Consider the following 24,519-nt stretch of genomic DNA (forward strand, 5'->3'; position numbering starts at 1 on the left):
GATCTCCACCGAAGAGCATCGCGGCTGAAGCCGCTCCTACAGAAAGGCGGGTGACGCTCAGCAGCGCAGGCGGCCGCCGGCCAGGGTTTCGCAGGGATGGAACGCCGGCGGCCTCGGCCCAATAGGGCGAGGCCCGTCATCGTCGCGATCGTGGTCGCGATCACGGTGCCCGTCATGGCGGCGCGGCCAGCGCGGTGAGGCGCCCCAATACGGAGAGGCGTAGATGCCGGGCGGCTGGGTCAGTTCATCCTGGTACTGGGCGTTCTGCTGGCGCAGCGTTTCGTTCTCGATCAGCAGGTGCTGGCGGTTGGCCTCCGCGTCGGCCAGTGCTTGTTGCTGCGCCTGTTGTTCGCGCTGTTGCGCAGCGGCAGCGGCCTCCTCTGCCTGGCGCTGCGCGCGTTCGTTTTCCGCCTGCACATGGGCCTCCAGGCGCTGCTGGTAGAGCGCCTGCAGCTGGCGCGCGTCGGCATAGTTTTTCGCCGCGTCGAGTTGGCCCAGTCGCAAGTAGCGGTCGATGATTTCGGTGTCGTCCGCGCGATGCACCAACTCGCCGCTGCCGGGGCAGGGCTTGTCGGTGTATTCGACCTGGCCGCCATGGCTGCATTTGTAGATGTTCTGCGCCACCACTGGCCCCGCCGCTACCGAAAGCAGCAGTGCCAGACAAGGCGATAACCGGGCAAGGGTTGATGTGTTCATGGCTTCGGCATTCTGCACCGAAACGCGTCAGGAAATAGTTGCCAGCCTGAACCGATGCAATCCGGCCGCGATGGCGCCCGGAGCCTAGGCCGCCACCGCCTCGCCCGCCGAGCGGCGCCACGCGCGCAGGCCGATCACCGCCAGCACGATGAAGGCCACGTACAGCACCGCGGTGATCAACAGCGACTTGTAGACGTACTCGCCCACGTACAACACATCAACGGTGATCCACAGCCACCACGCGGCGATGTGCCGGCGGCCCTGCCACCATTGCGCCACCAGGCTGAAAGCGGTCAGCGCCGCGTCGAGCCAAGGCAGCGCGGCATCCGTCCAGCGGTGCATGGCGAAGCCCAGCGCCAGCGCGCCCAGCGCGCCGACGCTGACGTGTTGCAGCGCATGCCGGAATGGCAGCGGCGCCAGTTGCACCCGGCCCTGGTCGTCCAGGTGCTGCATCCAGCGCACCCAGCCGTAGACGATCATCACGGCGAATGCGCCTTGTAGCAGGGCGTCGGAGTACAGCTTCGCGTCGATGAAGATCCACGCGTAGATCAGCACCGACACCAGCCCGATCGGCCAGCACCAGGGTCGCCGCCGCGCCGTGAGCCACACGGCGAGGGCGCTGACCAAGGCCCCGATGAGCTCGACCCAGCTCATCAGAAGCCGACCGTCACCGACAGCCGGGTCAACCGTGGCGCGCCGGGGAACAGGTAGCTGTCGCCACCGGAACTGCCGGTATCACGCCAGTAGAACCGGTTGAACACGTTGTCCATGCCCAGCCGCGCGACCAGCGGATGGCTGCGCCATTGCGTGGTGTAACGCAGGCCGAGGTCGAATACGTGATAGGCAGGCACGCGCTCGCGGCCGTCCGGCGTGGCGATGTTGGATGACGCGTAGCGCCAGCCGCCCAGCACGCTCAACGCGGGCGCGAACGGCAGACGGTAATCGGCATGGATGGCCGTGCGCAGGCGCGGCACGTTCACCACCTGGTGGCCTTCGTACGCGGCGGCGCCGGTGTTTTCGGCACGGGCGCGGATGAAGCTGGCGCTGGCGGTGAGGTTGAGGTTGCTGCCGAGTTTGCCGTTGGCGCCCAGTTCCAGCCCGGTGTGCACCTCTTCGCCCTGCTGCACGAAGGTGAAGCCCGCATCGGTGTCGTCCGGCTGTGCAAACTGATACGGCTGGCGGATGCGGTAGACCGCGCTGGTGAGGTTCAGCGCCTCGCTCACCTGGTATTTCACCCCGGCCTCGACCTGCCGCGACAGCCGTGGCGCCAGTGTGCTGCCGTCGTTGCTGGTCCAGTACGGCGCTTCCTGTCCCAGCGAAAGGCCCTCGCTGTAGCTGAGGTACGCGGTCAGCGGATCGGTCGGCTGCCACAGCACGGCCGCCTGCGGCAGCGCCTTGCTGAGGCGGGTGTTGCGTTCGGGCACGCCGTCGCTGTCATAGGCGCGGTCGTGCAGGCGCACGAAGCGGTCGCCGGCAATCACCTGCCAGTGCTCGCCCAGATGGATGCGGTCCAGCGCGAACAGCGAATGCTGCCAGCTGGTCAGCCGCCGTGCCGAGGCGCCGGGCTGGTTGGGCGAGGGCGCGAACACCGGCGGATCCACATCGGCGATGTTGGCGGTGCCCACGTAGTCGTACACATCCTGGCGGCGGTCGATGGTGCGCTGGAACGCGCTGGTGCCCACGCTGATCTGGTGGCTCAGCGCACCGGTATCGAAGCGGCCCTCCAGCACCGCACGCGCCTCGTTGTCCACGCGCGTGTCGTCGGGGCTGCGGTAGTCGTAGACGTCGTAGTCGCCGTTCGGCGCGAAATAATTGCCCGGGGTGGCGCCGCTGGCGCAATCGGCCGCATAGAAGCAGCCATAGGCAAACGCCACGTTGTCGTCGATCAGGCTGCGGCTGTGGCCGGCGGAAAGGCGCAGGCGCCAGTCCTCATTGAATGCATAGGCGAAGCGCGCGCTGCTGTTGGCGGCGTGGATGTCCACCGGCTTCTGCCATGGCTGGAAACCCAGCATGCGGGTGGTGCTGGCGTGGGCGGGGATGGTGCTGCCGCCCAGCAGTTGATAACCGGACACGGAACGCTGCGCGCTGGTCTGGTAGTTGCCATCCAGTTGCAGCGTGGCCTTGGGCGAGATGTTCCAGTCGATGGCCGCCGCGTAGAAATTGCGCCGGCCGTCGGCATGCTGCACGTAAGAATGGGTGTCTTCATAAGCGGCGTTGAGGCGCACGCCAAAGGCCGGCGTCAGCCAGCCGCCCACGTCCAGCGCGCCGTAGCGCGAGCCATGCGAGTCGACGCCCAGCGTGGCGCTGCGGACATTGTCCGGCCGCTTGCTGACGTAGTTCACCACACCGCCCGGTTCCATCACGCCCGCCTCCAACCCGGCCAGGCCTTTCAGGATCTGTACCTGCTGCTTGTCTTCCATCGCCATCGGCTGCTCGCCGGCGATGGTGAGGTTGTTGAGGCGCAAACCGGTGGCCAGATCCAGCGGATAACCGCGGATGGCGATGTCCTGGTAGTACCCAACCGGCGCGTAGTTGTCGCCCAGCGAGGCATCCTCGCGGGCCAATTCGCTCAGCGTGCGGATCTGGCGGTCGTCGATCTGCTGGCGGCTGACGACGGTGACGGAGGCGGGCGTGTCGTGCAGCGATGCGTTGCCGTAGCTGTCCAGGCCGGTGCCCGGCGTGGCATCGCGGTCGGCCATGGCCTTCACGTCGATGGTCGACAGATCGGTGGTGCGCGGTTGCGTGTTCTGGATATCGGCGGCGTGCGCCACGCCAAGGGAGGCCAGCAGGGCAAGCAAGAGGGGAGTGCGGGAAAGAGTCATCGTCGTCGTCGAATTCGGTGGACACACGAAGCGACGGCGAATCGACCCATCCACGAAAGATGCATCGATCCGTATCAAGCTCCCTACGCCGGTGCAAACCGGATCAGGTTCCAAGGGACTCTCTCAGCCCGGCAAACGCCAGGCACCCCCGCTTCAAGAATGCGTATTTAAGCACGGAATGGCTAGCGACCGCTGCATTCCCTTTGTAGGAGCGACTTCAGTCGCGACGCTCTTGTCGGGGCGAAGCCAAAGACGTCGCGACTGAAGTCGCTCCTACAGGGGGCGCTCTTGAAGGTTGGTGTCGATAGCCGTCGCGGGCGGTTGGTGGGAGCGACTTCAGTCGCGATGCTCTTGTGGGATCGGAGCCAAAGCATCGCGGCTGAAGCCGCTCCCACAGGGGTGGTGCTATGCGCAGTTGCGGACCGCCTGCAGCAGCGATTGACCCTCGCGGGTACCGAACCACGCCGCGTGCCCGCGCAAAAACGTGTCGTACGCCACGTCGGCATTGGCGCGCGATTGCGTGATGGCGTGGAAGTACTCCACTTCGGACAACGCAAAATCCACATGCACCAGCGGCAGAAGATTGGCCAGCAGATCGACGTCCGCATCATCCAGCGGGCGCACCTGTCGATAGCCTTCGATCAGCGCGCAGGCGATGTCCGCATGTGCGGCATGGCCGTCCAAAGCCAGCCACGCGATCGCATTGCGCTCGATGGCGGTGGCGATATCGAACAGCGCGAAGTTGGCCGCCGCAAGGCCGAAATCCAGCACGTCGGTGATGTGCGCGCCAGCGCTGCTGTCACTCCAGCACAGGTTGGAAACGTGCCAGTCGCCGTGCGTCCACAGCCGCGGCTGGCGTGCCAGCAACGGCTGCGCGGCGGCATGCCATGGCGCCAGCAGTTCGCTCAGTTCGGACGTCCAATTGCGCTCGGCAAAATAGCTGGCCAGACCCGGCCGTGCCGGCAATTGCGTCTGCAACGCTGCGATGGGATCAGCCGCAAGGATCAGCTCGCTGCGCGCGACCAGGATGTGCGTATCGCGCTGGGGCGCGGCGCAGCCTTCGGCGGCGTTGTGCAGCATGGCCAGCGTGCGCCCGGCCACCAGCGCGTGATTGCTGACGGGCAGCGGTTCCCACGAGATCGCCTCGCGATAGAGGTCGATGCCCTTGGCGCGCTCATGCACCTCGTACACCCAATCGCCGATGGCCACGGCAGTGCGTGCCTGCGCATCGTGCAACACCGCGGGAATCGGCAGGCCAGCGTGACGCAGGTGGGCGATGAAGCGATGCTCCTCGCTCAAGGTAGCGACCGAACGCACGCGGTGGTGGTGCCGCTTCACGAACACACTGCCGCGGGCGGTTTCCACCAGGCAGGCGGCCGACAGCGGGCGCGGGCTGTGCCAGCGGATGGCATCGAACCGGCCGACCTGCGGATAACCGGCCAGCAGCGTTTCGACCTCGGCCGTCGTCAGCGTCGGCCAATCCGGCGGCGTGCTGTCGCCGGCCAGGCCATGTGCACGGTGGGAGGAATCGTTCATCAATCCGGTTTTGACAGGACGAAAGCGCAGGATTATGGCCGAAAGCCGCAACGGCGCGCTTTCGTGCCGCGTCCGCATCGCGTCTAATGGACGGCTGTTTCGTCCATGTGCCCCCGTTGATGAGTGCGATGTTGATGTTGTTCGTGTGCCTGGTGCTTGGTGCGCTGGTGGCGCGTTACGCGCGCCCGCCGGCCGGGATGGTTGCGTCGCTCAACTGGTGGGTGCTCAACGTGGCGCTGCCTGCGCTGGTGCTGGAGTTGATTCCGCGCGTCACGTTCGATCCGCAGCTGTGGTTCCTGGTGGCCGCGATGTGGCTGACGTTTGGCGGCGCGTGGCTGTTGTTTGGCGTGCTGGGGGCCAGGTTGGGGTGGTCGCGCCAGCGTATCGGTGCGTTGATTCTGGTCTGCGGCCTGGGCAACACCGGATTCATGGGTTATCCGTTGCTGCAGGCGCTGCGCGGCAAGGAAGGCCTGGCGCTGGCGATCGTCGCGGACCAGCTGGGCACCTTCATGATCCTGGCGTCGGCGGGCATCGTGGTGGCTTCCCTCTATGCCGGCGCCGTCGCCAGCCCGCGGCTGATCGCACGGCGGGTGGTCCTGTTTCCCCCGTTCATTGCGTTGGTGCTGGGCGCGATCGCCGGCCAGTGCGGCGGCTGGCCGCCGCTGCTCGATGGCGTGTTTTCGCCGATCGGCGCCACCATGACACCGCTGGCACTTTTTTCCGTGGGCATGCAGTTCAAGCTGCGTGGCGGGCAGGGGCAATGGCTTGCAGCCAGCATGGGGCTGGGCTGGAAACTCCTGCTGGCGCCGCTGCTTTGCCTGGCATTGGGCGTTGCCACGGGTATCGGCGGACTGGTGCTGGCCGTGGGCGTATTGCAGGCGGCGATGGCGCCGATGGTGTCGGCGGCTATCCTCGCCGACGAATACGGCCTTGACCCCGAACTGGCCAACACCGTGCTCGGTGTGGGCATCCTGATTTCGCTGTTGACCGTGCCATTGGCCAACCTCTGGTTGGCGACGTGATTCATTTGCCTTGCGTGCGGACACTTATGCACCGAGACTAAACGCACTATCCAAAAGGAGGCAGGTTTGCTATGGCGGGTTTTGAGCGGATCAAGCGATTGCTGGGAAGAGGTGCCCCCGCCGATCGCCGCGCGGTGCCCCGTGCCGACTTGCCCCGTGGCGCGCGCGTATTGGTCGTGGACGATTCATCCACCATCCGCGCCGTGCTGGGCAAGATGCTCAGTCAGGAAGGCCACGTGGTGTTCAAGGCTCCCGATGGCGAGACCGCCCTCGAAATGGCCCAGACCGAGCAACCCGATCTGATCTTCCTGGATATCGTGCTGCCCGGCATGAACGGTTTTGCGGTGTTGCGCGCGCTGCGCCGCGACCCGGCCACGCAGACCATTCCCATCGTGATGATCAGCGGCAACCTGCAGGCTACCGAACAGTTCTACGTGCAGCGTTTCGGCGCTGACGACTTCATGAAAAAGCCGTTCGGCCGCAGCGAGGTTTTCGCCCGCATCCAGCACCTCACCAAGACCGGCCGGCTGGTGATCCGCGAACGTAGCCACGACGAGACGCCCGCCCACACGGATACGGAACTCGAGCACGACGCGATTCCCGATATCGCCATGCCCGATCCGCACGACCTGTTCCGCTAGGCCCTAATTTGCAGCAGCCCTGTAGGAGCGGCTTCAGCCGCGACGCTTTTGACTGTCGCCCGGCAAAACTCAAAAGCATCGCGACTGAAGTCGCTCCTACAAGTCGCTCCCACAAGAGCTGGTCCGCAAACAACCTCCCCACCTTCACGCTATGATTCCCGCTCACACCGGGGGAGTAGCCGTTTGAACCGCCTCAGCATCGTCCTGCCAGCCAAGAACGAGGCACCCGCGCTGGCCGAGTTGTTGCCGCGCTTGCGCGCCATGCATCCCGATGCCGAGATCATCGTGGTCGACGACGGCAGCACCGACAACACGCGCGATGTCTGTGCCAACGCCGGCGTGCAGTGCCTTTCCTCCCCTTATTCCATGGGCAACGGCGCGGCCATCAAGCGCGGCGCACGCATGGCCACCGGCGACATCCTGGTGTTCATGGATGGCGACGGCCAGCACGCCCCCGCCGACGTGGCACGCCTGCTGGAAAAACTGGAGCAGGGCTACGACATGGTGGTCGGTGCGCGCGACTGGAGCAGCCAGGCCGGCGTCGGCCGCGGCGTCGCCAACACCTTGTACAACTGGCTCGCCAGCCGCATGACCGGCCACCACGTGGCCGACCTCACCTCCGGCTTCCGCGCCGTGCGCGCCGAGAAATTCCGCGAGTTCATCCACCTGCTGCCCAACGGCTTCAGCTACCCCACCACCAGCACCATGGCGTTTTTCCGCAGCGCCTACCCGGTCACCTACGTACCGATCACCGCCGCCCAGCGCGTGGGCAAAAGCCACATCCGCCCGCTGCACGACGGCGTGCGCTTCCTGCTCATCATCTTCAAGATCGCCACGCTGTACTCACCGCTGAAGCTGTTCGTGCCGGCCAGCGGCGTGTTTTTCCTGCTGGGCCTGGCCAACTACGCACGCACCTTTTTCATGTACGGGCGACTGACCAACATGAGCACGTTGATGTGGAGCGCGGCGGTGATCGTGTTTCTGATCGGGTTGATCTCCGAGCAAATCACGGCGTTGACGTATCGGCGTGATGTCTGAGCCGAGCAGGCCCGTCGTGCTGGTACTGGCTTCCACCTATCCGCGGTGGGCCAATGACGTTGAACCGGGTTTCGTCCATGAGTTGTGCCGCCGTCTGGCGGCCGGCATGGATGTCATTGCGCTGGTACCTGATGCGCCGGGTGCGGATTCCAATGGCATGCTCGATGGGGTGGAAGTCATCCGCTATCGCTATGCTCCCCGTCGCCTGCAGACATTGGTCAACAACGGTGGCATCGCCACGAACCTGCAGCGCCATGCGTGGAAATGGTTGTTGATACCGGGGTTCGTGCTGGGCCAGTACGTGGCGGCGAGGCGGCTGCTCAAGGAGGGACGCGTTGACGTCATTCACGCGCACTGGCTGATCCCGCAAGGGCTGGTTGCGCTTGGCCTGAAGCATCGTTTCGCCATTCCTTACCTGGTGACGTCGCATGGCGGGGATTTGTTCGGTTTGCGCGGGCGCGTGCTAAATGCGTTGAAGCGGCGCGTGGCGGCGGCGTCCTCGGCCATGACGGTCGTCAGCGGTGCGATGCGCGACGAGGCGACGGCCATCGGTATTCAATCGCCAGAGTTGGTTGTGTTGCCCATGGGGGTAGATCTGCGCGAACGCTTCGTCCCTGGCGCGGGGGAGAAGCGCGCAACCGACGAGCTGCTTTTCGTGGGCAGGCTGGTGCCGAAGAAGGGGCTGCCGTATTTGCTTGACGCGATGTCCCGGGTGCTTGCCCGACGGCCATCTGTCCGATTGAACATCGCGGGCTTCGGCCCGGAAGAGGCGTCGTTGCGAGCCCAGGCCTCGCGGCTTGGTATCGAGAGCAGCGTGAGTTTTCTGGGCGCCATGCCGCAGGCATCGCTGCCGCAGCTTTATCGTCGCGCCAGCGTTTTCGTCGCCCCGTTCATTCGTGACGAATCCGGTAACCAGGAGGGCCTGCCGGTGGTGCTGATGGAGGCGATTGGTTGCGGCTGTCCGGTTGTCGTGGGCGAGGTGGCCGGTGTTCACGACCTTCTTGGTAGCGCGGCTGCCGAAGTCTGCGTCGACGCAAAGAATGCAGAGGCCCTGGCCGCGGCCATCCTGGCAACGCTGGACGATCCGGAGCAGGCGACCGAGCACGCGAAGCGCATCCGCGATGCCGCTGTCAGCCGCGTGGATTGGGACGTCATTGCCGATGGCTATGCCGGTTTGATTGCCCGTTGCGCGCTCGACACACCGTCGAAAGGTCCGCGCACATGACGCATGTACTGGTTTGCGGTGGTGCCGGTTACATCGGTGCGCACATGGCGAAGGCCCTGGCGCGCGCGAACTGCAGGGTGACGGTATTCGACAACCTTTCCACCGGACATCGCGCGGCGGTACGTTGGGGCGACCTGGTCGAGGGTGACCTGCTCGACAAGGTGGCGCTCGCCCAGTTGTTCGCGGCCCATCGCTTCGATGCGGTCATGCACTTTTGCGCCTTGTCGCAAGTGGGCGAGTCGGTGCGCAGACCGTACGCGTACTACGAAAACAATGTCACGGGTACGTTGAACCTGCTGGAGGCCATGCGCCTCGCAGGTGTCGATCGACTGGTGTTTTCATCCACCGCCGCCGTCTACGGATTGCCGGTGGCGGATTACCTCGACGAATCGCACCCGACCTTGCCGATCAACCCTTATGGTGCCAGTAAGCTGATGGTCGAGCGCATGCTGGCGGATGCCGCGCAGGCCTATGGGCTGCGCTCCGTGGCCTTGCGCTATTTCAATGCGGCCGGCGCAGACCCCGATGGCGAGATCGGCGAATCACACACGCCAGAAACCCATCTCATCCCCAACGTGCTGCGTAATGCTCTGGGCGAAGGCGATGGCTTGCGGATATTCGGCAACGACTACGGAACACGGGATGGCACGTGCGTGCGCGACTACGTGCATGTTGACGATCTTGCATCGGCCCATCTGTTGGCCATGCGCTACCTCGACGCCCACGATGGCGCGCATCACTTCAACCTCGGCAGCGGCCATGGCTACTCCGTGATGGAGGTCATCGACGCCGCGTGCCAGGTTACCGGCAGGTCAATACCCTTCGCCGTTGAGCCACGCCGCGCAGGTGATCCGCCAACGCTGGTGGCCAACAGTTCGCGCGCCGCCGAGGTGTTGGGTTGGCAGCCATCGTTTGACGCCATGCCGGCCATCATTGAAACCGCATGGCGGTGGCATCGGACGCCACGTTATTGATTGCTGGCCTTTTAGCGCGGGCGATCGCGCGCGCGCGCGCCCAGCGCAAGCAGGTGTGGTTCGAGTCTGCCGATCAGTTGGGCCCAGTCGTCTATGGGCACGTCAGCGACTGCTGGCCGGTCGAGTTGGAGCAGCAGCGCACGAGCGAGGTCAGCGGCATCGTCCGCGTGGTATAGGCACGAACGCATGCCCGCGAGCAGGTGTGACATCGCCCCAACGTCCGCGGCGGCAACGGGCAGCCGACAGGCCAGCATTTCGTATGCCTTCTGCGGAAAACAATAGCGCCCAAACGCCGTGTCGCGAATGCAGATCGCTCCCACATCGAGTGCGCTGAACAACTCCGCCGTGCGGGCGTGGGGAAGCATGCCCAGGTGGTGAACGCGTTGCCCGGTTGGCGGTGGAAACCCCGGATCTACCGGGCCAGCCAACACAAGGTGAACGTCGTCACGCTGCTGCGCAACAGTCTTCCACGCTTCATAGAGCGTGCCGATGCCTTTGTCGCGATAGAGGCCACCGGCAGTGCCGATCAATCGTGTATCTGTCGGCAACCCCAGCGACTGACGGGAGGCCAATCGGTCCTTCGGGCGGAACACGGATCGATCCACCGTACTCGGCATGGCGATGATCTCGCCCTGCGCGCCGTAGCCTTCAACGACCAGTTCGCGCAGTGGTTCGCTGGTGGTGGTCACCAACGCCGCGCCACGCACGGCACGCCGTAGCGCAGGCACCATGCCGGGTATGCGCGCCTGCCCAAAACCTTCGAAATTGTCGTAAAGGTCCACGGCGTAGGGCACGTTCAGACGCAGCGACAGCCATCGCGCAAGGGCGACGTGCGGAATGTCGGATGCGCCGATCAACAAGTCAGGCGCGTAGTCGCGCAAGCGCTTCAGCAGGTGGTGCGGGTAGCCGACCAGCCCGGGTACATACAGGCGCCCCAACGAGCGCGACTCCCAGGTCAGCTTGCCCGGCGTTGCATCATGCTCCCACTGCCCCTCGTCGTGGCCCTGGTAGCTGAGGCAGAACCCGCGCACGTCGTGGCCCAGTCGAGCCAGTTGAAAAGGGATCTCGTACAGCCGCGCGTAGCGGTCAGCAATGACATCCTTGCCCATGTACTTCCGCTTGCACAGAAAGGCTATGCGCACGCTCAAGCTTCCCGCCGCACGGATAGCGCGAGTCTGGAAAGGGTTGGGCAACGGAACGGCGCCTGCATCTGCATTACGGTGTGTACCCTCAGGCCTCGCGTGACAGAAAATTCTTCGCTGCCGCCAGCGCCGCGCCTACCACCTGATCCATGTTGTAGTAACGGTATTGCGCAAGTCGTCCGACAAAAGTCACGTCGGTCTCCTGCTTCGCCAGCTCCTCGTAGCGCTTGAACAGCGCCTCATTCTCGGCGCGCGGCACCGGATAGTACGGGTCGCCTTCGTCCTGCGGATACTCGCGCACGATGGACGTGCCGGCATGCTGCTGTCCGGTCAGGTGCTTGAACTCGGTGATCCGCGTGTAAGCATGATCGTTCGGGTAATTCACCGTACCCACGTCCTGGTACTGGTTGGTAGCTGGCAGATGTTCGTGCTCGAAACGTAGTGAACGGTAGGGCAGGCGGCCGTGGCGATAGTCGAAGTAGGCATCGATCGGGCCGGTGTAGACGATGTGGCCGTGATGGTTGCGGGCCCGTACGTCGGCGAAGTCCACGCTCAGCTCAACGGTGATGTTGGGATGATCCAGCATGGCCTCGAACATTTTCGTGTAACCGTGCAACGGCATCGCCTGGAATGTATCGGTGAAATAACGGTCGTCCGTATTCGTGCGCACGGGGATGCGCGCCGCCACGCCAGCCTTCAGTTGCGACGGGTCCAGTCCCCATTGCTTGCGGGTGTAGTTGAGAAAAAACTTCTCGTACAAGTCACGGCCAACGGCGTTGAGCACCACATCCTCACTCGTTGCCACCGGCTCGCGCGGTTCACGCACGCGCTCGAAGAACGCCGCCGCCCCAGCTTCATCAAGGTCCAGCCCATACAACTGGTTCAACGTGTCGCGATTGATCGGGAAAGGGTACGAAACCCCATCCACCACGCCGCGCACACGATGCTCGTACGGCCGCCACTCGGTGAAGCGCGACAGATACTCGAAGATGCGTTCGCCATTGGTGTGGAAAATGTGCGGCCCGTAGCGATGCACCAGCACGCCGTGTTCGTCCAGCTCGTCGTAGGCATTGCCGGCGATATGCGGGCGCTTGTCGATGATGAGGACACGGTGCCCGGCATCAGCCAGTTCGCGCGCCATGACGCTTCCGGCGTAGCCGGCGCCGACGATGAGGATATTGATATTTGGAGGTTGTTGCAGATTTTTTGGAACGGAACCAATCATTGGCCGATTCCCCATTTGTTGTGCCGCTTTCCCTTCAATCCGAGCAATCCGTCCACAAAGCCCGCAGTAAAGGCCCACAACTGCGACAACTTGCGTGGCTCATGAACCAGCGCCGCCCACAGCCGCATGAAAGAGCCGGGAATGGTTTGGGTTACCAGCTTGATCCCGTAGTATTTGCGGGCGATCAACAATCGATTGCGAGTGTCGTAGTAGCGCTTCCATGGAGGCAGCTTGAGGCAAATCAGTTTTCGCCCAGGTACTCGTGCAATGTAGCGCTCCGATTTCGGATGCTCGATGCGGCTCTTGCCTGCGATGATGATCTCGGCGCCGGCGCGCTCCGCACGCATGCAATATTCGATATCGTCGGCCGCAATGAAGTAGCCCGCGTCGGGAAGTCCGATCTTGTTTACGAGGTCACGATGAATGAGGAAGCCGAGGAAGGGAAGTGACTGCACTCGCGACTGCTCTGGTACGTTGGTCAGCTTGTCCACTATCCGTGGATTTTCGCCGAGTAACGTCGTAGTCCAAGACGTATCTTCGCCGTTGACAGCGAGTGAACCATAGACGTTCGTTGTGTCGACAGCGATCTCCATCAGTTCTTCAAGTGCCGTGGGGTACGGGGAGGCGTCATCATCCATCATCCATATCCAATGGGCACCCTTACGTATTGAGTGTTGCAATCCCGCAGAGAATCCGCCAGCGCCACCACCGTTTTCACTAAGCGGCAAATGCTCCACTTCATGCTCAAGCAGCCCACTGGTGATCAACATGTCAAGCGTGCCGTCTGTCGATGCGTTGTCCACAATCAAAATACGATCGGGTTTCCGGGACTGCGCGAGCAAGCTTTCGACGCAACTCCTTAGAAGCTCCTTTCGATTGAAAGTAACGACAACCGCCCAAATACACTTCGGCCGGGTTTGAGGATAGGACACTATGAATTACCCACTCTAAGAATTAGAAATATCTCTATTGTCAGCTTTACGATTACTTGATCCCCTTGTTAAATCAGGCATAGGTGGCGGGGTGTCAAGTAATGTTGTCATTCATGCGTTTCATGAGAAGCGTAATGCTCTGCCGGGAAAGTGGCTGGATCCAAGCGGGACATTTCCGGAAGCTTCGTACGCATTGAGGCTTCCTGTGGATAGAACGAAAAATGTCCAGCTAGCACGCTTTCAATGATGTACATCGGTCGCGAAAAAGATACGCAATCACGACAAATCATATCTTCGTCGACGCCGAGTACGCCGGAGTGCCATGCTGATTTGAACCAACCAGCCTCCTCGATAAAACTCCGACGAAAAAGAATCGCGCCTATACTGAAACGGGTTCCGCATAGCGAATAACAATTCGTGTGTTGAGAAAATACCTCCGCTGTTTTGTCGAACGGTAGGGTTTTTTCCCAAATCCAGTTGGCTGTAATTGGATCATTGTGTACGGGAAGATCACCGCATCTTGTTACTAGGCTACCGAACTCCTCCTGATAGATCGCTTCCAAGCCTAGTTCTCGAAGAAATATTCGATAGCTGATGCCGTTAACGTTGAGAACAGGAGCGCAGAAACCCGGCTCAAGCAAGGAGTCTTTCCAAGCGTGGTCGTAGCCTTGGCGCAGTAAGGGAAAGAAATTCTTGCCGACAACGATGTCCTCGTCCAACTTGAAAATATAGTCGGCGTGCGGATGCAGTTCTATAACCTTGTTGAGCGCAACGCCCGGGGAATTTCTGGTGACGGACAAGTAGGACCAGTGTTGCCGAATGCACATTTCTTCGAGCTCCGTGGAGTGCATTCCGGAAGAAACCACGCAGAAATCGGCGTCGTTGGGTGCATATTTCGCCATTCGCGCCAAGGTTACGGGCCAAAGATAGGGCTTATATCCCGCTAGGACAACGACGAGATTGACTCTTCCTGAACTCCTGTTCGAGAAGCGATGTTTGCTGTGATGGTCACGCCAGCAGATAAGGATTTTTCCTAGAAAAACAACAAGATCGGCTAACCCTGCACTTAGTGCTCTACGGACGCCCCGTTTTTTCACGGAATTGAGTGCTTTTTGAATCATCATATTAGCAGCCGCTACTGTGCTTTTGCAGAGATGATTATCGCAACTTGCTGGCTATTCTTGTTGTACGCGAGATACTTGCAGTCGAAGCCGGTTTCGCTTAGAAACTCGATGAGCGCTTTGTGTTCGTGATTTTGCCAGCCGGGATAGTTAAAATATTCGTCGAACACCAATACCGTTCCGACGCTAATTCGCGGAGCGAGAATACGAAGGGCGGATATGGTGCTTGAATAGAGATCGCAGTCCACGTGTATCAGCTTGGCCATCTTTGAAACGTCTTGCAGAAAAACCGGCAAGGTCTCGCCAAACAGTCCTTTGTATAAGGTGCAATTCTTCTCGAAGTCCAACTTATCCGATGAAACGTCAAAAGCTCCGGCGGGAAATCCTTCCCGCCAGAATTCCGGCAGGCCCGTGAACGTGTCGAAGCCGTAGACTTTCGCAGGAGAATGCCATCTGGCTATCTCATTGAGGGACTGTCCCTTGTAGACGCCAAGCTCACAAACGAACCCTTCACCGGTCGTGGCATCGAATGCGAATTTCATTACATCGAGCCGGGAGGTACAGGCCTTTGCCTCGCTCATCACTAAGTCGATCAGTGATGCAGAAGATGACGCGGCCTGTAATAGCCTGGTCAATTCTAGATCGGTGCCAACTCTGCCTGCGGCCGCGCGGAGCAGACGGGCCGAGAGATTCGCTATGGTTCGTTTGAACATGCTTGGGACCATTTTGTTGTCGCAGTGTAGTGATTGTTCTTAGTCGTTTGTGCCGATTCATCAATTACTTAGATGTTACGGACGTAATTATCTTTCGAATGTCTATTTTTGTAATCCCTATAGTAGGATGCGGTCAATCGAGTTGGGTAAAGGAGCCATTCGAAAAGAATCGGAGGAATCCAGTTAGTCGAACTGGCCTCGAAGATCAGGTGCTTTGGTCTCGCTGAGACATCGATCAATTGCGCAAGTTTGGCGATCTTGTGCCAGTAAATCGGTTGATATTGAAATCTTGCGTGTATGTGCCACCACAGGGCATCGGCAATGGCCTTTGCACGCTCGTCCGTCAATCGGCCGGATTCTTTAAGATGGATCCATAGGGACTCGAGAGCGGGAACCGCCTCTGGATATAGGTCTTTGGATATCAGTGTCGTCGATATGCGAGCTTGGTTGTGCTGGAACCATGCGCCGACGATTTGTTTGGATTGTGTCCATTCCCATTCTTTTCCACTCGCCAGAGCGTACATCCATACGTTATCCTGAGTTCTTTTGACCCCTTCATTCCACCGAAAATTCGCAACTGATTTTCTGAGAAATACGTTTCCTACCGGAAGCGGAAGCCCGCTCACAAGCGTCGTCGCGACGACAAAGTCGTTCGTTGCCGGCGAAGCGATGACGCCTAAATGCGTGCCATCCATGTCGACGTTGACTATTCTTCCGGAGCAGATCTCGTAACCTCCTGTCTCCATTTCCTCTATTTGAAATTTCGAACCGTCGAGGAGATAGTCATCGTCATCCAGGAAGCGGATATATTTTCCCTTCGCCAAGACAAGCCCGCGATTTCTGGCGGCGCATGCATGGGCGGTTTGGATGGGGTGCCACTGCACGCAGGGGTCACTCAGAAAAAATTTTGCCGCTGCTTTCCAGGAGTCATCCGGCCCGTTTGGTACGACGATGACCTCGACGTCACGATTCGGCGCGGATTGCAACGCGCTGTCGATGGCGCGCGGCAGGTATTGCGGGCGCCTGTGAGTCGGGATGATGATGCTAAGAAGGGGAGTAGTTCCAGCCATCTTCATCGCCTAGACTTTGATTTGGTTCGATACCAACGCTGCCGCAGAATGTCGGCAGCCGCCATGAAACGTGCGAAATGCACGCGTGCCTTGAACAATTTCATTTCTGACCGCTGCACTTTACCCATAAGATACAAAGGCACACACCGCATCGCGCATATACTTAAGTACCGAACAACATGAGCCTGATTACAACCGACATGCGCATTCTTTAGTATCCACTCGCGGGTCGCTCTCATCTGTCTGTCGATGACCCAATCGGGAGAGCAACGGGATGCAGGTACATAATGCCAAACGGTCGCTCTTGGGATATATATCGGGGCTCCACCTGTTGCTTGAAGGTGGTGCTGCATCATCGTTTCTTGGCCGGTCGCACCGCTTTTGGCGTCAGGCCCATAACTATCGTCGAAGCCACCTGCAGAAATCAGGTCGTTCCGGAATGCTGCCCAGTTGAATCCAAGAAACCATTCGCCGTCCACGCGCGTTGGTGAATTGTAGGGAAGTTGCCATCCTCTAGCTGAGCGTGGGAGATAGTCCTGTACCAGCTTAAGCGGTCGGCGCTCGTAGTCGCATTCAGCGGGACCTCCGAAGAAGTGCCCAGGGCCGAAGTGTTGTGCGGCGCTTGAGTAGCTCATGATCCAGTCTCCGCTTACCCTAACGTCGTCGTCGAGAAACAGAATTATGTCTGAGTCGCAGAATTGGAGCGCCGAATTTAATGCGACGCTTTTATTCGCAATTGGTTCGAATAAATATTGAGTTCGAAGACGACTGCTAAATTCCTGTGATAGCATCTGAGTTTTGTTTCGCCGTCCGTTCTCCACCAAGACGCACGAAGCGTATTCACTCGGGAGTACGTTCTCCGCTAGGGTCGTCAGTGTTCTGCGTAGAAGATCCGGTCGCTTCCCGGAGGTTGCTATCAGTATCGAAATGCGCATTCACTAACCGTCCGTTTTGAGGGCGTGCGCTTGCTGTGGCCGTGATTGCAGTTTGCTTTTGAGGTGATCATCGGAAGCATCATACGCGGCGATAGTGGGGGAAATGAACGCGATATTGATGCGGCGCAAGTATGGATGTCGGAGCTTCCATTCATGTTTCTGCTCGTATATTCCGTATACAAAATACCCGAACGACTCCATGTGATTTTTTACGATTGCGAGATCAACGTGGGTATCGTTTGTTGGATGTAGGCCAACTTCCGCATAAATAATTCCGACCTTGCCGTCCGAAAATAACTTCGTTGCTCCCTTAAGAACCTCAAAATCGTGGCCTTCGGTGTCGATTTTTAGTATGTCAATGCAATCTATGCTGAATTCGTCGCAAAATTCATCTAATGTCGTAATGTTTACCACCTCGGCGATTTTACTAGTATCCATGGCGGATACGATGTGATTCCTCGTCGACACGAGATCTAATTGCAGCTTTACAGTTCCTTTCTTCGATCCGACTGCTGTCTGGAATACCTGGATATTTCTGTACGTCGAGATCTTTTCATGGAGTTCCGCATAAGCTTGAGCGCCTGGCTCAAAACAATATAGATTCGATCTCTTAAATGCTTTGGCGAATGGTATGGCGGATTGTCCAATATTGGCGCCGACATCGAATATATTAAGTGTCGCCGCATCACCGAATCCTGCGATGCGCTTGACGTCAACTATAAAGTCGGTCCCACGTGGTAAAGCCTTATAGATCCGGATGCCCAATGCGTTCTCAACTATATGCTTTAGGGATCGCAACAGTGATTTCATGTTTGATGCGCCTTGGGGAACGACGAGAATGTTTAATTACAAATAGTCAAATGCACGGGGCGGACTTATTATAAAAGTGAGGTCGAGGCCAGAAGCTTGATCGGGCTCACTTCAGGGAGAGCCTCAGGGGCTGAACGCACTTCCTTGAGCGTCTGACGTTGGAGAGTCCACTTTACCTGCGGTTTGGGAATGGTTGCTCGTAGCGTTGGTTTGAGCGCTATGCGTGAGCGTGACAATGCTATGGAAGTTGCGCAAGCTGGCTTCTTTGTGCGCGATGACGACGATGGTCTTTTGGCCCGACAAATGTGAGATGGCTTCGTTGAGGGCGGATTCGGTCTGTGCGTCCAGTGCGCTTGTGGCTTCGTCAAAAAACAGCACGATCGGATCGCGGTACAGCGCGCGGGCGATCCCAACACGCTGTCGCTGCCCCCCAGATAGGCGGATGCCGCGATTCCCGATTTTGGTGTCATAGCCATCCGGCAATTCGTTGACGATAAAGTCATGGATCTGCGCGGCGCGGGCGGCGCGCTCGATGGCCCTCGTGTCGATGCTTTCGCGCGCGACGCCAAAAGCAATGTTTTCGACCACGCTGGTATCGGCGAGATAGATGTGCTGCGGAACGTAGCCGATGGCGCGCTGCCATGCAGTGACGTTATCTGCGGTGATCGGGATGCCGTCCACGCTGATAGTGCCTGCCTGGGGTTGCAGAAGGCCCAGAAGCAAGTCCATTAGTGTGCTTTTGCCGGCGCCGCTTTTGCCGACGATGCCGACGCTGGTGTGTGCGGGAATGGTGAGATCGAAACCAGCGAGTACGGCTTTGTCGGGCGCTGATGGATATGCGTAGCGGATACCTTGCAGACGGATTTCCTTGTGCGGCTCCAAAGGACTGTCGACTACAGGGGGCCGCGCTACCGGCAGGATCAAATCGCGGTGGATGGACTCCAGGGCGGACGACGAAAACTTGAGTTTGGCAAAGCCGCGATACATGACCTGTGCGGCGGGCAGCATCCGGTAGGCGGCAAAGCCGTACAGGCCGAGCGCGGGCAGTACGTGTGCGATGTCGTTGGAGCGCAGCAACAAGATCATCGCTATGACGATCAGCATGCTGTAGCCGGCGGCCTCGACCAAGTACAGCGGCGACTGGCTCAGGGTGTCGCTGGTGGCCATGTGGCGTGAGAGCTGCCTGGAAGCTTGTTCGAATTGTTGCTGGTACGCGCCGGCGGAATGGGTGATCTTGACATCCTTGATGCCGCTCAGGGCTTCGTTGCACGCTTGATAGCGCTGCCCGTTGGCGGCTGCGCGTTCATGACCGATGATGCCGAGGCGCCTGCGTACCAAGCCGTAGATCACCCCATACAGCAGCCCCAGCACCGCGATGATGCATATGGCGGTCAGCGGGTCGTAGATGAAGATAAGTATGGTCATGGCCAGCACCACGCAGCCCTGCGCCAGCAACTGTGATAGCGGCTGGATCGACTGGAACATCAACTGGTCGACTTCGGACAGCACATTTTTCGCGAGGGCAGATGGGTTGCGGGACAGAAAAAACTCGTAGGGCTGGTGCAAATAGCGGGACAGCAAGCGCGAGCTGATGGCGTGTCGCAGCAGGTGAACAAAACGATTGAGTATGTGCTGGGTTACCGTTTTGAATATCGAGGACGCCATTACCAATACGATGGAGGCCAGCCCCAGCGCCAGGATGAAATCACGCGTGTCGTGAAAGTTGAACCTCTCGTAGGCGGCGCTCAGGAATGCGTTTTCGTGGATGACAGCGGGCCGGCCCATCACCGACAGGAACGGCATGATGGAAAGCACGCCAAGGGTTTCCACCATGGCCATCAGTACCGCCAACGCCAGCATCCAAACGGCCTTGCGCCGCTCAGACGGGGTGAATATGGTCCAGATTTTTTTAAGGTCAGTAGTCATTTAGAAGTGGTCGGACGGCGCGCTGTGGGAATGTTTGGCGATCGCTGACTTTTGGGGTTTACACGCAATGGCTGGTCGGATGCCGGTGGCGTATCGTGATCGCTAGATCAGCCTTGCTGCGAATGGTCTTGTAGGACACGGGCAGAATTCTCGATGCGTCAGATGGCTGGGACGTGTCGAATGACGCGGCGTGTCCCCAGTGCGTCATTGCGCCAGTTAATACGGTGCAATTCAAGCATTGTGTAACGGCGGTGGCGGTTTGTGTGGCGGGGTTCCGATTCTTTCGTGATGGAACGAGGGCGTCGATATTTGCTACCGGCCCGCTGCTCTCGGAGCGCTGCGGTTCGGGTTCGCGAAGATGGCACTTGGCCATGTGGCTTGGTCGAGGCGCGGTTGGTGGCATCGGTGTCGGTACAGCAATGTGGCACGAGGTCTGAATTGGGCCACTTCAACCCAGTGCGTGATGCTTTCCGGTGACGTAACAGGGAGCATCGTGCGCTGGGTGCGCTCCTACAGTTGGCCACAGCTTTTAGTAGCTACCGCAAATCGAGCAGCGCCCGAAGCTCGCTCAAGCTGCCGTCTAACCGCCCGCCAATGTTCATCGCCTCCAACGGCTTGAGCGCCTTCTCGGCATCCGCCTTGCGACCCTGCGCCGCCAGCATGCGCACCAGGGTGATGCGGTAGGCCGGTTCGTCGGGCTTTGCCCGAACAGCTTCCTCGGCCATGCGCTCGCCGAGGGCGTGATCGTCCAAAACGTTCCAGGCGTAATCGCCGTAGGTGGCGAGCAACCGGGGCCTTGGGTTCGGGTGGGAGAGCGCAGCGATGAACGCCTCCGTCATCCTATCAGGGGGCAGGTCGCAATTTTTCTCCCGGGCGCACTGCGTCAGCGCGCCCAGCGAACTTTCGTCTTGTACCCCGGGCTGGGTCGCTTTCAGCTTGGTGATCATGCTGTCCCACCACGCGTCCTTCAGTGGCAGGTGCATCCGCGCGTTCATGAAGATCAGTGCCTGCTCCGGAAGGATGGAGGAGTTGGGCAGTGCAGCGGATTTCTCCAACGGCGCATACGCCAGCCGGGTGAACGGCGAGTCGGGTTGGTAGTGGGAATAGATGATGTAGGTGCGACCCAACTCGTATTGCGCGCGGGGTGACTGCGGGGCGCGGGCGGCGAGATCTTCGGCGAGTCGCAGCGGGTTGCCCCAGGCATGCGCGGTGAGGGCGGTGAGGGCGGCCCAGCTCAGCAGCAGGCCGGCGAGCAGGGTGTAGCGGGGGAGGGCGAAAGGTTGGGATTGGCCAGGGTGTTCGTCGTGTGCGGTCGCGACTGAAGTCGCTCCTACAGGTGGGCGGGGCGGGGCGGCGAGGTAGGGAATGATGGCGAGCATCAAGCCGAAGCTGGCGAAGTAGTTGCGGTGCTCGTAGATCAATTCCAGCGGCAACACGGTACCGGTAAGAAGGTGGCAGCCGAGGAACAGCGCAATGCCCAATGCCGTCAGCGGCCTGCGCTTGCGCATCCAGAACATCAGGGCTGCCATGCCGGCAAGAAACAGCATGCCGGCCAGCGTGGTCCACGGTGTCAGAAGACCCGTGGAGACGGAGAAATCATCGTGATAGAACGAGAGCGCTCCCGGCGTCGGGAACAGGGTCCACACAACGTAATCGGCGACGATGCGTGCTTCGCTGAGCAGGCGCGTGCTCATGGTGAAATCGCGGGTGGACCACTGGTTCGGGTGGAACAGTCCCGGCAACAGCCAAACCAGACCGACGATCAAAGGCAACAGCAGCACCACGACGAACAGGCCGATGACGCGGTAGTCGGGCTTGTTGCGACGGGTGGGGTGCGTCCCGCCTGCCTCTGATGTGGCGGCCATTGCTGGTGGTGCCCGGAAATTCAGCACGATCCATTCGACGAGGAAGGCGTATAGCGGCAGCATCACTGCCGTTTCCTTGGCGAGCAACCCGAATACGGTGCCCAGGATGAGGCTGGAAACGCAGAGCAACAGGCCCGTGCCGGCTCCCTTGCCGGTACGAGCTGCCAGCATGCGCTGACGCCCGGCCATGTAACCGATCAGGCCCAGCAGCACGAACAGGTTCGCCATGCTCTCCATGCGCTGCACGACATAAACCACTGCCGTGAGGTTGATCGGCAGCAACATCCAGGCTCCGGCAATCAGTGCCGCTGTGACACCAGCTCGACCCACTGCCGTTATAGGAGCGGCTTCAGCCGCGATGCTTTTGCTTCCAACAACCACCAACGCCCGCGCCAGCAAAAACACCAGCAAGCCGTTCAGCAGATGGATGATCAGGTTGGTCAACTTCATCCAGTACGGGTCTAGCCCGGTCGCCAGGTAATTGGCGGCAAAGCTGAGCGACGCCAGTGGACGCTTGAACTCGCTGGATGGGGAGGAAAGCGCGGCGCGAACCAGCGAAGGCAAGCTGGCATCGGGTGGTTGCACGCCGCGGTTCTCGACGATATTGGGGTAGTCGTCGAACAGGAATCCACCGCTGAGGCCGGACCAGTAGACGGCGGTAGTCGTCAGGAAGAAAAGCGCGAGCCACACATATCCCCGACGATTTTTCTTATGGCTCACGGGAGCGTTCTCGCGTTCTTCGCGTCGGAATATTTTAGGTCGCCCTGCAAGGTGGTGCGTAGGTAGACCAATTCATTGTCCCAGTAGCGTTGTTTGTGAAGTACCCAGGCGTGGAGTCTTGGCATGCCGAAAATCGTAGCTGGCTTTGTCCAACTATAGCTTTCGAAAGAATCGAGGTGCCTCAGACCCAAGGCGGGATACCCAGCGCTGCCGAGATGAGCCGCCTGTTCGAAAGCCATCTGGGGGCCGGGGCGGAGCGCCAGCGCTTTTTGATACCACATCAGGGCTTCGTCAGGTTGGTGCAGCGACAGCGCAAGTTGCCCGCGCAGGTGATAGATATCCTGCATGCGTCCGATCACACGACGTAACCGGGGATTGCGTTCGGTTGCATCCAGCATGGAAGCCACCGCCTGGCTGGTGAGGCCCGGGCAGGAGTGTGTGGCCGACAGTGCAATGGCGTTACCCAGCCAATGAAAGATCACTGATTCGCCGCCGCGCAAATGCTCGAATGTGCGTTCTGCCAAACGCAGATCGTCTTCGGTCATGCCGCCCAGTTGGCAATGAGCGCTCAGGATGTTCAGGGTGATCTGCGGGTCGTTCGGGTGATCGCGAAGTATGGCTGCAAGGCGAATCTCGGCGGCGCGTGGTTGCCCCATCGCCATTTCGTGATTGGCGGCATTGGCTTGGGCACGCGCTGACGCGGGGTTGAGCTTGGCCCATAGCAGCGCTTGCTGCTGTCCATTACCCCACAGGTCAGCGCGGGCATGGGTCATCGTCGCCAAGCCGGCAATCAATATGACGATGAGCGCGATCTTCATGCGAATCCATTCGCCTGGATGTCTGCCGACATCCCATAACCAGAGCGACAGCGGCCAGAACATGAACATCGCCGGGATGTAATTCCGATGTTCGAAATACAGTTCAAGCGCCACCGTGCTCGATTCCAGCAGGTGTGCTGTGAAGAAGAAAAGGATGCCAAACGCGAGGATGGGCCTGCGGCGGCGGAGAAGCCAGGCGGCAGTGAGCAAGGCTACCAGGCCAAACAAGGCAATTGCCGTACTTACTGGTGACAGGAGTGAGCTGGAAGCGACGATCTGATCGTTGAACAGCCCAGGCGTGAACGGTCGCGGCATCCACAACAGATCAAGGTAGTCGAACAATACCCTCGGTTCGGTAAGCAGCCGCTGCCCTATGGACCATGGTCGCCCGACACCATGCAAGGCGCCCTGGATTCCGGTATTTATCAAATAGCCGAGCACTGCGATGGAAGGCAACCAACCGAATAAGGCCAGCGTCCGTCGATAGGCGGGCGGGCAATCGCAGGCGGTGGTTTCGGTGCGAGGGACACCCTTACCGTCCAGGGGGCCAGCAGGCGCGGATAGGCCTTCGGCTTGGGGTGAGCGACGAAGCAGCAGATATTCAATCAACACGGCGTACATCGGCAGCAAGATGCCGTTGGCCTTGCTCAGCACGGCCAGCCCGGTAAATCCGAACAATCCGATGGCTATCCAAGCAAAACCGGCAACGGTTCGCCCCTGCACCATTTGATTGCGCCCGTGCAGCCATAGAAGCAGGCCAATGAGCACGCATGTCATCGGCAGCATCGCTTCGCGCTGCACCACGTAAAGCACGGTCGATACAAAAAGCGGATGGATCATCCACAAGGTGGCTGCAGTAATCGACGACAGGATTACTCGCGTCTGTTCGCGTTTATTTGCGACGACGAAAAAGCTTGTGGCCAAACGCGCCATCAGAAGCGCCAGCAACGCACCGTTGATCAAATGCAGCAGCACATTGGTGCGTTTGAATGGGTATGCCGCTGTCGGCCAGTCGTGGCCATCCAGCAAGAAGGTCAGAAGAGTAAGAGGACGACCGGTGGGGTCTGCGGTACCCGAGGTGATGTAGCGGAAAAACGTATCCCAATGCGTTACCGGGCCGGTACTGCCGAGGGCAGGCATGTTGGCGAAATCGTCGAATAGAAAAACGCCGTGCAGGCCTGGGTGGTAAACGCACCATGCCAAGCCCAACAGGATGGGCAAGCAAAGCCACCACGCGGCTGAGGGAAATTTGAAGCGCATCGATTCGTTGCCTCAAAAAAAGAAGGGC

19 protein-coding genes and 1 riboswitch are annotated in these 24,519 nt (G+C 60.0%); of the genes, 5 read left to right on the forward strand and 14 right to left on the reverse strand.

Annotation, left to right across the window (positions count from 1 at the left end; translation table 11 throughout):
* Positions 1-57: 57 nt before the first annotated feature.
* The 4 genes from ASD68_RS01250 to ASD68_RS01265 form a co-directional block, all read right to left on the reverse strand.
* A complete protein-coding gene (locus ASD68_RS01250; RefSeq protein WP_200945309.1) occupies positions 58-696 on the reverse strand; it encodes a DUF4124 domain-containing protein in 639 nt (212 codons plus the stop codon).
* An 84-nt stretch (positions 697-780) separates the two neighbouring features.
* Entirely contained in the window at positions 781-1,350 is a 570-nt protein-coding gene (pnuC, locus tag ASD68_RS01255; RefSeq protein WP_056602659.1) for a nicotinamide riboside transporter PnuC, read from the reverse strand.
* Entirely contained in the window at positions 1,350-3,518 is a 2,169-nt protein-coding gene (locus ASD68_RS01260; protein WP_056602661.1) for a TonB-dependent siderophore receptor, read from the reverse strand. The genes pnuC and ASD68_RS01260 overlap by 1 nt, the downstream gene beginning before the upstream one ends.
* Before the next feature lie 63 nt (positions 3,519-3,581).
* Positions 3,582-3,678, reverse strand: a riboswitch (TPP riboswitch).
* 245 nt (positions 3,679-3,923) lie between these two features.
* Positions 3,924-5,054 carry a phosphotransferase gene (locus ASD68_RS01265; RefSeq protein ID WP_056602663.1) on the reverse strand — a complete coding sequence of 377 codons (1,131 nt, stop codon included), beginning with the start codon at positions 5,052-5,054 and terminating at the stop codon, positions 3,924-3,926.
* Between the two features lie 128 nt (positions 5,055-5,182).
* Here ASD68_RS01265 and ASD68_RS01270 point away from each other — a divergent pair, with 128 nt between their 5' ends.
* From ASD68_RS01270 to galE, 5 genes are all read left to right on the forward strand, one after another.
* Positions 5,183-6,076, forward strand: a complete 894-nt coding sequence (locus ASD68_RS01270) for an AEC family transporter (protein ID WP_056604973.1) — start codon at positions 5,183-5,185, stop codon at positions 6,074-6,076.
* Between the two features lie 71 nt (positions 6,077-6,147).
* Positions 6,148-6,717: a response regulator gene (locus tag ASD68_RS01275; protein WP_056602665.1), complete on the forward strand. Its 570-nt coding sequence runs from the start codon at positions 6,148-6,150 to the stop codon at positions 6,715-6,717.
* 183 nt (positions 6,718-6,900) lie between these two features.
* Positions 6,901-7,755: a glycosyltransferase family 2 protein gene (locus ASD68_RS01280; RefSeq protein WP_056602667.1), complete on the forward strand. Its 855-nt coding sequence runs from the start codon at positions 6,901-6,903 to the stop codon at positions 7,753-7,755.
* A gap of 16 nt (positions 7,756-7,771) precedes the next feature.
* The gene (locus ASD68_RS01285) at positions 7,772-8,980 is read left to right on the forward strand and encodes a glycosyltransferase (protein ID WP_082545909.1); all 1,209 of its coding nucleotides are present in this window, start codon (positions 7,772-7,774) and stop codon (positions 8,978-8,980) included.
* Entirely contained in the window at positions 8,977-9,954 is a 978-nt protein-coding gene (gene galE, locus ASD68_RS01290) for a UDP-glucose 4-epimerase GalE (protein ID WP_056602671.1), read from the forward strand. The genes ASD68_RS01285 and galE overlap by 4 nt, the downstream gene beginning before the upstream one ends.
* An 11-nt stretch (positions 9,955-9,965) precedes the next feature.
* Here galE and ASD68_RS01295 read toward each other — a convergent pair whose 3' ends face one another.
* The 10 genes from ASD68_RS01295 to ASD68_RS01335 form a co-directional block, all read right to left on the reverse strand.
* Positions 9,966-11,096, reverse strand: coding sequence for a glycosyltransferase family 4 protein (locus ASD68_RS01295; RefSeq protein ID WP_056604976.1), 1,131 nt, complete (start codon positions 11,094-11,096; stop codon positions 9,966-9,968).
* Positions 11,097-11,184: 88 nt separating this feature from the next.
* The gene (gene glf / locus ASD68_RS01300) at positions 11,185-12,321 is read right to left on the reverse strand and encodes a UDP-galactopyranose mutase (RefSeq protein WP_056602676.1); all 1,137 of its coding nucleotides are present in this window, start codon (positions 12,319-12,321) and stop codon (positions 11,185-11,187) included.
* Positions 12,318-13,253 (reverse strand): glycosyltransferase, encoded by a 936-nt coding sequence (locus ASD68_RS01305; protein ID WP_162247396.1) that lies wholly within the window; start codon positions 13,251-13,253, stop codon positions 12,318-12,320. Before ASD68_RS01305 ends, glf begins: the two co-directional genes overlap by 4 nt.
* Before the next feature lie 107 nt (positions 13,254-13,360).
* Positions 13,361-14,377, reverse strand: coding sequence for a hypothetical protein (locus tag ASD68_RS16725; protein WP_156458302.1), 1,017 nt, complete (start codon positions 14,375-14,377; stop codon positions 13,361-13,363).
* Between the two features lie 11 nt (positions 14,378-14,388).
* Positions 14,389-15,087 (reverse strand): class I SAM-dependent methyltransferase, encoded by a 699-nt coding sequence (locus ASD68_RS01310; protein WP_162247397.1) that lies wholly within the window; start codon positions 15,085-15,087, stop codon positions 14,389-14,391.
* A 68-nt stretch (positions 15,088-15,155) separates the two neighbouring features.
* Positions 15,156-16,157: a glycosyltransferase gene (locus ASD68_RS01315; protein WP_162247398.1), complete on the reverse strand. Its 1,002-nt coding sequence runs from the start codon at positions 16,155-16,157 to the stop codon at positions 15,156-15,158.
* A gap of 938 nt (positions 16,158-17,095) precedes the next feature.
* A complete protein-coding gene (locus tag ASD68_RS16430; RefSeq protein WP_082545914.1) occupies positions 17,096-17,902 on the reverse strand; it encodes an FkbM family methyltransferase in 807 nt (268 codons plus the stop codon).
* A gap of 123 nt (positions 17,903-18,025) precedes the next feature.
* Positions 18,026-19,828 (reverse strand): ABC transporter ATP-binding protein, encoded by a 1,803-nt coding sequence (locus ASD68_RS01325; RefSeq protein WP_082545915.1) that lies wholly within the window; start codon positions 19,826-19,828, stop codon positions 18,026-18,028.
* A gap of 536 nt (positions 19,829-20,364) precedes the next feature.
* Positions 20,365-22,383 carry a hypothetical protein gene (locus ASD68_RS01330; RefSeq protein WP_056602686.1) on the reverse strand — a complete coding sequence of 673 codons (2,019 nt, stop codon included), beginning with the start codon at positions 22,381-22,383 and terminating at the stop codon, positions 20,365-20,367.
* Positions 22,384-22,409: 26 nt separating this feature from the next.
* Positions 22,410-24,452 carry a tetratricopeptide repeat protein gene (locus ASD68_RS01335; RefSeq protein ID WP_235578600.1) on the reverse strand — a complete coding sequence of 681 codons (2,043 nt, stop codon included), beginning with the start codon at positions 24,450-24,452 and terminating at the stop codon, positions 22,410-22,412.
* Positions 24,453-24,519: the final 67 nt, after the last annotated feature.

The organism is Rhodanobacter sp. Root627 (assembly GCF_001427835.1).
GTDB classification, from domain to species: Bacteria; Pseudomonadota; Gammaproteobacteria; order Xanthomonadales; family Rhodanobacteraceae; genus Rhodanobacter; species Rhodanobacter ginsenosidimutans.

Excerpts from the sequence above, each read along its gene's own strand:
- ASD68_RS01250 (WP_200945309.1), bottom strand. The coding sequence starts at position 696 with ATGAACACATCAACCCTTGCCCGGTTATCGCCTTGTCTGGCACTGCTG.
- pnuC (WP_056602659.1), bottom strand. The coding sequence starts at position 1,350 with ATGAGCTGGGTCGAGCTCATCGGGGCCTTGGTCAGCGCCCTCGCCGTG.
- ASD68_RS01260 (WP_056602661.1), bottom strand. The coding sequence starts at position 3,518 with ATGACTCTTTCCCGCACTCCCCTCTTGCTTGCCCTGCTGGCCTCCCTT.
- ASD68_RS01265 (WP_056602663.1), bottom strand. The coding sequence starts at position 5,054 with ATGAACGATTCCTCCCACCGTGCACATGGCCTGGCCGGCGACAGCACG.
- ASD68_RS01270 (WP_056604973.1), top strand. The coding sequence starts at position 5,183 with ATGTTGATGTTGTTCGTGTGCCTGGTGCTTGGTGCGCTGGTGGCGCGT.
- ASD68_RS01275 (WP_056602665.1), top strand. The coding sequence starts at position 6,148 with ATGGCGGGTTTTGAGCGGATCAAGCGATTGCTGGGAAGAGGTGCCCCC.
- galE (WP_056602671.1), top strand. The coding sequence starts at position 8,977 with ATGACGCATGTACTGGTTTGCGGTGGTGCCGGTTACATCGGTGCGCAC.
- glf (WP_056602676.1), bottom strand. The coding sequence starts at position 12,321 with ATGATTGGTTCCGTTCCAAAAAATCTGCAACAACCTCCAAATATCAAT.
- ASD68_RS16725 (WP_156458302.1), bottom strand. The coding sequence starts at position 14,377 with ATGATGATTCAAAAAGCACTCAATTCCGTGAAAAAACGGGGCGTCCGT.
- ASD68_RS01310 (WP_162247397.1), bottom strand. The coding sequence starts at position 15,087 with ATGTTCAAACGAACCATAGCGAATCTCTCGGCCCGTCTGCTCCGCGCG.
- ASD68_RS01315 (WP_162247398.1), bottom strand. The coding sequence starts at position 16,157 with ATGGCTGGAACTACTCCCCTTCTTAGCATCATCATCCCGACTCACAGG.
- ASD68_RS16430 (WP_082545914.1), bottom strand. The coding sequence starts at position 17,902 with ATGAAATCACTGTTGCGATCCCTAAAGCATATAGTTGAGAACGCATTG.
- ASD68_RS01325 (WP_082545915.1), bottom strand. The coding sequence starts at position 19,828 with ATGACTACTGACCTTAAAAAAATCTGGACCATATTCACCCCGTCTGAG.